This window comes from Psychromonas hadalis ATCC BAA-638 (assembly GCF_000420245.1).
Taxonomy (GTDB): domain Bacteria; phylum Pseudomonadota; class Gammaproteobacteria; order Enterobacterales; family Psychromonadaceae; genus Psychromonas; species Psychromonas hadalis.
The window spans coordinates 1-11,374 of sequence record NZ_ATUO01000118.1 but is presented as its reverse complement, the minus strand read 5'-3'; the positions used below and the strand labels follow the sequence as shown (position 1 = coordinate 11,374).

General features: G+C 38.1%; 10 protein-coding genes. 8 read left to right on the top strand and 2 right to left on the bottom strand.

The annotated features are described in order from the left end of the window. Nucleotides 1–332 precede the first annotated feature (332 nt). The 3 genes from pepN to G322_RS0113670 all read left to right on the top strand — a co-directional run bounded on the left by pepN (nt 333) and on the right by G322_RS0113670 (nt 5,003). On the top strand, nt 333–2,975 hold the full coding sequence (gene pepN / locus G322_RS0113680) for an aminopeptidase N (RefSeq protein WP_022942314.1): 2,643 nt from the start codon (nt 333–335) through the stop codon (nt 2,973–2,975). A 131-nt stretch (nt 2,976–3,106) separates the two neighbouring features. Further along, complete coding sequence (locus G322_RS0113675; protein ID WP_156873966.1) at nt 3,107–4,519, top strand: SLC13 family permease; 1,413 nt, start codon at nt 3,107–3,109, stop codon at nt 4,517–4,519. 10 nt (nt 4,520–4,529) lie between these two features. Then, on the top strand, nt 4,530–5,003 hold the full coding sequence (locus tag G322_RS0113670) for a response regulator (RefSeq protein ID WP_022942312.1): 474 nt from the start codon (nt 4,530–4,532) through the stop codon (nt 5,001–5,003). 171 nt (nt 5,004–5,174) lie between these two features. On the opposite strand, the gene cysZ is transcribed toward G322_RS0113670, so the two are convergent. Beyond that, nucleotides 5,175–5,969 carry a sulfate transporter CysZ gene (gene cysZ / locus G322_RS20870; RefSeq protein ID WP_022942311.1) on the bottom strand — a complete coding sequence of 265 codons (795 nt, stop codon included), beginning with the start codon at nt 5,967–5,969 and terminating at the stop codon, nt 5,175–5,177. Between the two features lie 185 nt (nt 5,970–6,154). On the opposite strand from cysZ, the gene zipA reads away from it, so the two are divergent. The 4 genes from zipA to G322_RS0113645 all read left to right on the top strand — a co-directional run bounded on the left by zipA (nt 6,155) and on the right by G322_RS0113645 (nt 10,010). Continuing rightward, complete coding sequence (gene zipA / locus G322_RS22385) at nt 6,155–6,943, top strand: cell division protein ZipA (RefSeq protein ID WP_022942310.1); 789 nt, start codon at nt 6,155–6,157, stop codon at nt 6,941–6,943. A 75-nt stretch (nt 6,944–7,018) separates the two neighbouring features. After that, the gene (gene ligA / locus G322_RS0113655) at nt 7,019–9,025 is read left to right on the top strand and encodes an NAD-dependent DNA ligase LigA (protein WP_022942309.1); all 2,007 of its coding nucleotides are present in this window, start codon (nt 7,019–7,021) and stop codon (nt 9,023–9,025) included. 10 nt (nt 9,026–9,035) lie between these two features. Next, on the top strand, nt 9,036–9,296 hold the full coding sequence (locus G322_RS0113650) for a DUF5062 family protein (protein ID WP_022942308.1): 261 nt from the start codon (nt 9,036–9,038) through the stop codon (nt 9,294–9,296). A 9-nt stretch (nt 9,297–9,305) separates the two neighbouring features. Further along, entirely contained in the window at nt 9,306–10,010 is a 705-nt protein-coding gene (locus tag G322_RS0113645; protein ID WP_022942307.1) for a DUF3581 family protein, read from the top strand. A gap of 41 nt (nt 10,011–10,051) precedes the next feature. Here the strand turns inward: G322_RS0113645 and grxD are convergent, their stop codons facing one another. After that, a complete protein-coding gene (grxD, locus tag G322_RS0113640) occupies nt 10,052–10,387 on the bottom strand; it encodes a Grx4 family monothiol glutaredoxin (protein WP_022942306.1) in 336 nt (111 codons plus the stop codon). 209 nt (nt 10,388–10,596) lie between these two features. Here grxD and G322_RS0113635 point away from each other — a divergent pair, with 209 nt between their 5' ends. Further along, on the top strand, nt 10,597–11,178 hold the full coding sequence (locus tag G322_RS0113635; protein ID WP_022942305.1) for a superoxide dismutase: 582 nt from the start codon (nt 10,597–10,599) through the stop codon (nt 11,176–11,178). Nucleotides 11,179–11,374: the final 196 nt, after the last annotated feature.

Genomic DNA, 11,374 nt, shown 5'->3' with positions numbered 1-11,374 from the left:
ATATTAATTTGTCTTCCCAGTTCATGCTTTTATCTCTCTTCGTTGGTTCGCACCTGAAGAGTAATACTAAACATGGACTGGGTTCTCTTGTTTTCGGCTTTTGATTCGAATATATACAATGTATAATCAAGATGCTGTTTGTCAGATCGGACACTAAGGGAAGATGCAGTATGATGACAATGGCTAACCCTTATTGAACTCAGGTTGATTAGCAGAAAAAATTCATAAAGTGAACTTTAGTTTCACCCTGATCACCGAAGCGACTTGCATCTTCAAAGCGCTTGGGTATATTAACAGGATACCTATTTTCCTTTCATTAAGAGTGTCTTATCATGAGCAAAATCTCCTCTATCGAAGAGTGTATTGAAAAAAAACCACAAGAAAAGTATCTTGCCGATTACCAGCCCTCAGATTTTTTAGTTGAATGTTTAGATCTGGAATTTGATCTGTTTGATGAAAATACACGGGTTAAAGCAATCAGTGTTATGAAACGTGTTGCTGGTGGAGAGAGTTCGCTGTTTTTGTTTGGTGAACAACTTAAATTAATCGCGCTTTTAGTGAATGGCGAAACGTTTGAACACTATAAGTTAGTGGAAGGGGGCATTGAGTTGTTTCATCTACCAACACATTTTACCCTTGAGATTGAAACAGAGATAAATCCGCTTGAAAATAGAGCCTTTGAAGGCTTGTATAAATCGGGTGAGGCATTTTGCACACAGTGTGAAGCGGAAGGTTTTCGCCGTATCACCTATTATTTAGACAGACCTGATATTTTAACTAAATTCAGCACTAAAATTAGCGCGGATAAAACCCTTTATCCCTCATTACTCTCTAATGGTAATCGTGTTGAGTCAGGTGATTTAGCGCATGGTCGTCATTTCGTGAAATGGGTTGATCCTTTCCCAAAACCCGCTTATCTGTTTGCATTAGTCGCAGGAATATTTGATTGTTTGACTGATAGTTTTACCACTAAAAGTGGTCGCCGTGTGGCACTTGAACTGTTTGTTGATAAAGGTAATTTAGATAAAACAGCACATGCGATGTTATCACTTAAAAAATCGATGAAGTGGGATGAAGATCGTTTTAACCTTGAGTATGATCTTGATATATACATGATTGTTGCCGTTGATTTCTTTAATATGGGCGCGATGGAAAATAAAGGGTTAAACGTTTTTAACTCGAAATTTGTATTAGCGAACGCGCAAAGTGCTACAGATCAAGATTATTTAAGCATTGAAGCGGTCATTGGTCATGAGTATTTTCATAACTGGACAGGTAATCGTATTACTTGCCGTGATTGGTTTCAGTTAAGCCTTAAAGAGGGCTTAACTGTTTTTCGCGATCAAGAGTTTAGTTCCGACATGGGCAGCCGCACCGTTAATCGTATCGCGAATGTGAAAATTATGCGTAATCATCAGTTTGCAGAAGATGCAGGGCCGATGTCACACCCTATTCGGCCCGCTTCTGTTATGGAAATGAATAACTTTTATACGGTAACGGTTTACGATAAAGGTTCAGAAGTTATCCGTATGTTACATACTCTGCTTGGTGAGCAAAAATTTCAACAAGGCATGGCGTTATATGTGGAGCGTCACGATGGTCAAGCGGTTACTTGTGATGATTTTGTGGCTGCCATGACCGATGCCAGCGGTATTGATTTAACGCTCTTTAAACGTTGGTACTCACAATCGGGTACGCCACAAGTGAATGTGACCGATCACTTTGATGTGCAAACAAATAGTTACCAAATAACCTTTAAACAGAAGAACTTACCGACTGCTGATCAACAGAAAAAACAGCCGTTACATATTCCTGTTGATATTGAACTATTAGATAAAGTCGGTAAAGCGGTTGATTTAGGCCATGGAAAAATGAGTAAAGTGCTCAGCCTTACCCAAAAAGAGCAAACCTTTGTCTTTAAAAATATCAGCGAAAAACCGGTACCTTGTTTGTTCCGCGGTTTTTCTGCGCCAGTTAAATATCAATATGCGTACAGTAATGAAAATCTATTACACTTGATCAATTTTTCTAGTGATGAATTTTCACGTTGGGATGCAGGGCAAACCCTGTTCAACAAATATCTGGTTAAAAATGTACAACTCATACAAGCAGGGAAGGCATTTAGCTTACCGACGCTGTTTGTTGATGCGTTTAGAGCAACATTAACCAGTGAGCAGTTAGATCCTGCACTGATTGCTGATATGTTTGAATTTATCAGCGAAAGTGGTGCGATGGAGTTATTTGATTCTGTTGATATTGAAGCACTGCATAAAGCGCGAGAATATATCTTAAATCAACTTGCAGAGCAGTTACAAACTGAGTTCGTTACTATTTACCATCGGTCACAATTAAACGCAGAGTATCAACCTAAAACCGCCGATATTGCACTGCGTAAATTGGCTAATTGTGCGCTACTGTTTATTGCCAAAAGTGATAAAAAATTAGCCAATACATTGGTCTTAAAGCAAATTCATTTTGCCAATAACATGACTGATCACCTTGGTGCATTACAAGCTGCCAACAGTGGAAAATTGAATTGTCGCAATACGGTGATGAGTGATTTTGATGAAAAGTGGTTTGAAAATGGTTTAGTGATGGATAAATGGTTTGCGTTGCAAGCGAGCTTATCAAACGATTTGGTATTAGAAAATATTAAAAAATTATTTGACCATCGCAGTTTTGATTACAATAATCCTAACCGCTTACGTGCATTAGTAGGCTCTTTTGTGAATAACAATAGTTACTATTTTCATGCTAGCGATGGCAGTGGTTACCAATTTTTAACCGATCAACTGATAAAACTAAACAGCCAAAATCCACAAGTTGCGGCCCGTTTAATTACTCCACTGATTCAATTTAAACGACTTGATGCCCCGCGTATCGCGTTGATAAAAGTGCAGCTAAATCGTTTGCTTAAAATTGAAAATTTATCATTAGATTTGTTTGAAAAAGTAAGCAAAGCGTTAGCGCAATAAAGCGCAATAATATTGTGATCACACCAGCCTTTCTGACTATTCAGAGAGGCTTTTTTTTGTCTGTTTGATCTATCCCCTATACTTATTTTAGGTGAAGAGGAGAATTGTTTTATAATTAAAAATAGAAGAATATTATGAAAAAACAGCTGAAATTTATTCTCCCTATCATTATCCCATTGATTATTTTACTGTTACCTGCGAGCAGTTTTGGTATCGAAGGGTTAACATTTGTTGAACAAAGAGTGATCGCTATTTTTGTGATGGCGACGCTCTGCTGGGTATTAGAGCCTATTCCTATATACGCGACTTCGGTATTGATTATCGTGTTAGAACTGTTGATTATTTCCGATAAAGGGCTGTGGTTTACCAAAGTGGATAGCCCTGAATTAGGGCATCTCATTAGCCATAAAACCATTATGGGTACGTTTGCATCACCGATTATCATGCTCTTTTTAGGGGGCTTTTTCTTGGCAATGGCGGCCACCAAATATCGGTTAGATGTAAACTTGGCACGGGTATTATTAAAACCCTTTGGTCAAAATCCAAAATATGTGATGTTAGGGTTGATGATCATCACTGCTGTCTTTTCCATGTTTATGAGTAATACTGCTACTACGGCGATGATGCTCTCTATTTTAACCCCCGTATTGGCACTGTTTTCAAAAGATGATTTAGGAAAAGTTGCATTTGCCCTTTCTGTGCCTGTTGCTGCTAATATTGGTGGTATTGGTACGCCCATTGGTACACCGCCTAATGCTGTTGCGCTAAAATATTTGGTGGATGAAAATAATATTAGCTTTGGGGCATGGATGGTATTTGGTGTGCCGTTTGTGGTGGTGATGCTATTTATTGCTTGGTTATTATTAACCACTCTATTTCCGGCAACCACTAAACAGATCAACCTTAATATTAAAGGACGATTTTTAAAAACACCCAAAGCGATCATCGTCTATATCACCTTTATTGTCACCATCTTATTATGGCTGATGGGTGGGTGGCATGGAATGAACGCTTATGTGGTGGCGATGATCCCTGTGGCGGTTTTTTCGATGTTTAAAATTATTACCAAAGAAGATTTAAAACGAATTTCGTGGGATGTTTTGTGGCTGGTGTCAGGAGGCATTGCATTAGGAGTTGCTTTGGATAAATCGGGATTGGCAAAAAATGCGATTGATGCGATCCCCTTTGCAACCCTACATCCCTTATTACTGATCGTTGGTGCTTCAGTATTATGTTTGTTGATGGCAAATTTTATGTCACATACCGCCACAGCTAATCTATTATTACCCTTGGTAGCTGCGTTGGGTGCATCAATGCACAGTTTATTACCTTACGGAGGCGAGGTGGTGCTTATTTTGGCGGTGACTTTTGCTGCATCATTAGGCATGTCATTGCCTATTAGCACACCACCGAATGCATTGGCTTATGCATCGGGTCATGTGCAAACGAAACAGATGGCTAAAGTGGGTGTTGTACTTGGGATTATCGGTTTATTAATCACCTATGCGATGTTGTATCTATTAAATCAAATTTCTTTTCTTTAGGAGTGTTGAAGTGGAAAAAATTAATATTATTTGTGTTGATGATGAGCGTGAAGTATTAGATTCAGTGGTGCGTGATCTTGACTACTTTAGTGATGTTTTTAATATTGAAGAGTGTGAATCTGCCATTGAGTGTTTAGAGTTATTAGAGGAGTTAGATGCAAATCAAGAGCATGTTGCATTGCTTATTTCTGATCATGTGATGCCTGAAAAATCGGGGGTGGAGCTGTTAACAGAAGTGGAATTAGATCCGCGTTTTTTAGGGACTAAAAAGTTATTGTTAACAGGGCTTGCCACACAAGCTGATACCATTAAAGCGATTAACAATGCCAAGCTTGATAATTTTTTAGAGAAAGTATGGGATCCTGACGAATTATTACAAACAGTAAAAGAGCTGGTCACGGAATATATTGTTGAGCGAGGACTTGATTACCAAGACTATATTGATAAATTAGATGCGCCAACCCTGTATCGTTTACTTAAATAAGGATCGGCTTCAAAATTATTTGCGCTTTTGTTTTTAAAATAGCCAGTCATTTTAGGCTTTTTGGAAACAATTTAGCGTAAGTTATTGTGTAACGATTCCTAAGTGCTCATTTTGGAAGTGAAACGTTAGTTTCGCCTTTCTCACTGGCGCAGTTAATATGACATTTCCAAACTATTGAGGGGGTAAAAGTTCAGTATTATCATTTTTAGTGGCTAACAACTCACTTTTGTAGATATCAACCCAAAATGCGGTTGCCCCACAGACTGCAATGGGCATGATCACAAAATTCAGCACTGGGATAGTGGTAAAAAAACTAATTAGCATACCAAAGGTTAAATTCTTGCCTAAACGTGTGCGTAGTGCTTTTTTCATCTCATTGAATGGGATTTTGTGATTATCAAACGGGAAATCCGCGTATTGAATCGCCATCATCCAACCTGCAAAAATAAACCAGATAAAAGGTGCAACAGTTTGCCCAAAGGCGGGAATAAAAAACAGCAATGCGCAAACGAATAAACGCGGTAAAAAGTAGGCCCATTTTTGTAATTCACGTTTAAAAATACGTGGTAAATCTTTTAACAGATCACTAAATCCATCATCATTAATTGCTTTTCCTGTTAATAAATTTTCTGTTTTTTCTGCCAATAAACCATTAAAAGGAGCCGCAATAAGATTTGCAATGGTAGAAAATACAAAAGAGAAACTCACTAAGATAGAAAAAATTAAAAAGGGCCAAAACAGGTAAGATAACCAACTTAACCAGTCGGGTAATGCGGAAATATAACTGTCTATCCATTCCATTATTGCGCTAAACAGAAACCAAAATGCGCTAGCAAAAATAAAGATATTAATCATTAATGGAATCAAAACAAAAAAACGTAACTTAGGGTGGCTGAGCAGTTGCGCTCCTTTTAATAGGTAATGGATACCTGAAAGTGGTGTGTTAATGGTGGATCTGTTTAACATAGATAACCCAATTTAAAGGAGAAGTAAATTTTGATTCTACCGTGCTTTGTACAAATAAAGATAGAAAATATTCAGTGGCTAACATTTTCATAAAAAAAAATGGGCTTATGATGGACGATCCCCTCTATTCAGTGGTAGTTTAGCCTCATATTCAATTTCTGATCACCAATCAAGAGTAACAAAAAATGCAACATTTCCAGCCTATTTTAATTGTTATTGGTCTACTCGCTATCGGCGGTGTGTTAATTCATGGTTATTTACTGAGTCGTAAAGAGAAAAATGTAGTCACGAATACCCCTCTTAATGTTGATATTTTTGCAGAAAAGTCATCTAGCGAATTAAACCCTGAGTCTGTTGATGATGTTATCAGCGACGTGCGCATTACCCGTGCTGATACCACCATAGAGCAAGAAGAAAATATCGATTTTTCTGTTGCATTAGAAGATGAAAAAATAGAGCCGATTAAATTTTCAGAAGCGCCTGCAGAAGAAGCTAAATTTGAAACTGTAAAAAATGATGCGCAGTTAGACAAAAATGAACAAGTTGCCACAGAAGCAACTCAGCCTCAAGACCTGTTTATTTTTAATGTGGTTGCAAAAGAGGGGTTACAATTAGGCGGGCATGAATTACTGCAATTTTTCTTAACCTCAGGTTTTCGCTTCGGTGAGATGTCTATATTTCATCGCCATCAGCATTCAGATGGCACTGGCCCTGTACTGTTTAGCATTGCAAATATGATGGCACCAGGGACCTTTAACCCAGAAGAGATGGAGCAGTTCAAATCGGAAGGTGTTTCATTCTTTTTAACCGCACCTAATGAGAATATTAACATTAAAGAGTCCTTTGAACTGATGTTATGTGCTGTTGAGCAGATGGCCGAAGAGTTTGATTGTTTGGTGTTAAATGCCGCTCGTGAGCCAATGACTGAAGCGCAATTTATTGAATACAATCATCGACTATTACACTACATCTAAAATGTTGTGGTAAACTAAGCGCCCTTTTTAAACCTCGTTTATCGAGGTTTTTTTATAAATAAAATCAGGTTTTAAATGCGTATTCAGAAAGAAATTCAACGTTTAAGTCAGCAGCTAGAAAATTACAATTATCAATATTATGTGCTTGATGAGCCCTCTGTGCCTGATGCAGAATACGACTATATTTTCCAGCAATTATTAATATTAGAAAAAGAAAACCCCACCTTATTATCGGCAAATTCTCCCACGCAAAAAGTGGGCGGACTAGCACTGAGTAAGTTTGAGCAGGTAACGCACCAAAAGCCAATGCTGAGTTTAGACAATGTTTTTGAAGCACAGGCACTCAAAGATTTTATGCTACGTGCAGAAGATAAATCTGATAGTCATAACATCACCTTTTGCATTGAGCCAAAGCTTGATGGTTTAGCCGTGAGTATTATCTATAAAGAGGGCTTATTAATTCAAGCAGCTACGCGAGGTGATGGGAAAACGGGCGAGAATGTCACTGAAAATGTAAAAACCATTAAAAATTTGCCACTTAAACTGCGTGGTGAAAACATCCCCCCCCTGTTAGAGGTGCGTGGTGAAGTGTTTATGCTCAAAGCGGGTTTTGATAAATTAAATAAAAAATTAAATGATGCTGGTGAAAAACCGTTTGTTAATCCACGTAATGCGGCCGCTGGCAGTTTGCGTCAACTCGACTCTAAAATAGCAGCAAGTCGCCCATTAGCATTTTATTGTTACGCCGTGGGTGTCTTTGAAGGTGAGCTTACTAACAGCCAATTTGAGCGCATAAATCAATTAAAAGCGTGGGGTTTACCTGTTTCTGATGAAGTAAAACAGCTAACGGGAGAGCAAGCTTGTTTAGATTATTATCAAGCAATTGAGAAAAAACGTCCTGATTTAGCCTACGAAATAGATGGTGTGGTTTATAAAGTAGATAATATTACCTTGCAAGACAAATTGGGTTTTGTTGCTCGTGCACCACGTTGGGCAACTGCGTATAAATTTCCCGCAGAAGAAGCGGTGACCACGGTTGAAAATGTTGAGTTTCAAGTTGGACGCACAGGGGCAATCACGCCTGTTGCTAAACTGAAACCTGTTTTTGTTGGTGGTGTAACCGTCTCTAACGCAACCCTACACAATAAAGATGAGATAAAACGGTTAGGCATCTTAATTGGCGATGTAGTCATCGTACGTCGTGCAGGTGATGTGATTCCACAAGTTGCGCGCGTATTAGTTGAAAAAAGAGAGAGTCAAAAAACAGAGAAAATTATTTTTCCTGTGGTTTGCCCTGTTTGTGCAAGTGCACTTGAACGTATTGAGGGTGAAGCAACGATTCGTTGTACAGGGGGGCTTTATTGTGGTGCACAACGTAAGGAAGCGATTAAACATTTTTCATCACGTAAAGCGCTAGATATAGATGGTTTAGGTAATAAGTTAGTTGAGCTGTTGGTGGATCATAAATTGATAGACTCACCTGCACACCTATTTGATTTAACGGCAACTCAACTATCTTCTCTGCCACGTATGGGTGAGGTATCCGCAAAAAAATTACTTAATAGTTTGCAAATGAGTAAAAAAACCACACTAGCACGTTTCCTCTATTCACTTGGTATTCGTGAAGTGGGGGAAGCAACAGCAAATAATTTGGCTAACCACTACAAAACAATTGATGCATTAAAAGGCGCATCGATTGAAAATTTGCAATCGGTGTCTGATGTTGGTGAAATTGTTGCTAAACATATCTATTACTTCTTCCGTCAAACACATAACATAGACGTGTTAAATCAGCTACTTGAAGCAGGTATTCATTGGCCTGAAATTATACAGCTAGCGGTAAGTGATCTTCCATTAACGGGGCAGATATTTGTTATCACAGGCTCATTTAATGTGATGGCGCGCAGTGATATTAAATCTGCGCTACAAGATTTAGGCGCAAAAGTGGCGGGTAGCGTTTCTAAAAAAACGACCACCGTTATTGCCGGAGAGGCTGCCGGCTCTAAACTAACGAAAGCCCAAGATCTCGGTATTGAGATAATGGATGAAGATGCACTACTTATTTTATTAAATAAAAAGTAAAGGAGTTAAGATGAAAAAAATTAAAAACGAATCTCAACTATTACAACATGCCATTAAATTAGGCACAAATTATGCGCTAAAGCGTGGTTATACGGGGATTGATGGTACAACATCGGCAAAAGACAAACAGGAGGTTATCTATCGCTTGTTAGTGCAAGATAAACTGATTACGCCACTGAATAAAAATGATGAAAATACGGCTAATATTCGCCATAAATTAGTGGTCTGGATAATGAAACATTTGCCAGCTGATCACTCACTATTACAATAAGAGAAAACAATGTTACTAGCTCCTTTTTTTAGCAAACAAGACAATATATTACGCATCTCTGCAGAGCAGGCTAGCACTTTTGCAAAGGTACAATGTTTTGATTTTAACCCCATTCATGATCCTGAAAACAGACGTTTTTGTGTGCCGGGTGATCTGCTTTTTTCACTTGCGTTACACACTTATGGTGTAAGTGAATCGATGAGTTTTACGTTCACCAATATGGTCGGCGCAGATATGGGGCTTAATTTCCCAGAAACAGATAAGGATTTGATTGTTATTACTAATGAACAGGGGAAAAGTGTATTAGAGATAGTACGTAAAGGAAAGGTTAATAATTGCCCTGATTTTATTGAATCACTCATAAAAAATTACGGTCAGTTTTCAGGACAAAATTTTCCGACACTGTTGATGCCTCTAATGAAAAAGCATGGTGTTATGTTTAATCCAGCACGTCCGTTGGTTATGTATAACAGCATGAGTTTTGAGCTTGAAACGTTTGATTTTAATGATAAAATGCAACTGAAGTTGGCAGACAGTACCTTAGAAGTAGAGCCAAAACGTGCTAATAGCTTCTTATATTTTGATATTTTTGATGGTGATAAAGTGGTAGGTAAAGGGGTGAAAAAATTGATTGTTGCAGGGTTGAGACCTTACAATGCAGAGGTGCTGATGCCCTTTGTCAAAGCATTTGAAGCGCGACGTGATGCATTTTAGTGAGTAACTGACGGGATTTATCCCGTCAATCGTTCATTGTTTTACTCAGCAACTTCGCTTTCTTTTGCGGTTGCTTCTTCAATGACGGTTTTCAACTCACCTGTTTGTGCCATCTCCATAATAATGTCACAACCACCGACTAACTCACCGCTCACCCATAGTTGTGGGAACGTTGGCCAGTTTGCGTATTTTGGTAATTCTGCACGAATATCAGGGTTTAGTAAAATATCAACATAAGCAAAGGGTGCGCCACATTGCATTAATGCTTGTGATGCTTGTGATGAAAAACCACAGCTTGGTAATTTTGGTGAGCCTTTCATGTAAAGTAAGATATTATTGTCACTGATTTGGCTTTTGATTTTGTCTAACGTTTCCATTTTTCTTTCCTATAATGATTTTTATGAATTGTACCCCGTAACGGCATTGAAAAAAACGTTATTGTGAATAGGGATAATAAAAGCAATTTTAGCACAAAATAAGTTTGACATAGATCAATTTATTGTCGAGAATTAAATTATATTCATGAAAAGGATCTAAACTTTTCTACACGATTAATTAAGCAGTTACGTTCATTGGAGAAACTATCATGGCAATTGAATTACCCGCGTTACCTTTTGACAAAAATGCATTAGAGCCACACATTTCAGCAGAAACATTAACGTTTCATTATGAAAAGCATCATGCAACGTATGTTTTAAAGTTAAACGCACTTATCGAAGGAACTGATCTTGCGAATAGTTCACTTGAAGAGATCATTAAAAACAGCAAAGGCCCACGATTTAACAACGCAGCCCAAGTTTGGAACCATACATTTTATTGGAACTGTTTAGCACCAAACGCAGGTGGCGCACCAACTGGTGCGATTGCAACTGCCATTGAAAAAAGTTTTGGCTCTTTTGATGAATTTAAAGCCGCTTGGAATGATAAAGCAGTCAATAACTTTGGATCATCATGGACTTGGCTGGTAAAAAAATCAGACGGTACATTAGATATTGTGAATACTTCTAACGCAGAAACACCCCTCACAGATGAAACCGTTACTACACTATTAACGGTTGATTTGTGGGAGCATGCTTATTACATTGATTACCGTAACGTTCGCCCTAACTACCTCAATGGTTTTTGGGCATTAGTTAACTGGGACTTTGTGAACCAAAATTTCGCATAAGTTTTGTCAGTGTGTGATTATCTATATAGATAAAAATTTAAGCCTTAGGAATCGTTACACAATAACTTGCGCTAAATTGTTTTCAAAAAGTCTAAAGGGACCGTTACACAATAACTTGCGATAAATTGTTTCCAAAAAGCCTTAAGTGACTGGCTATTTTAAAAACAAAATCGCAAGTAATGTTGAAGCCAATCCT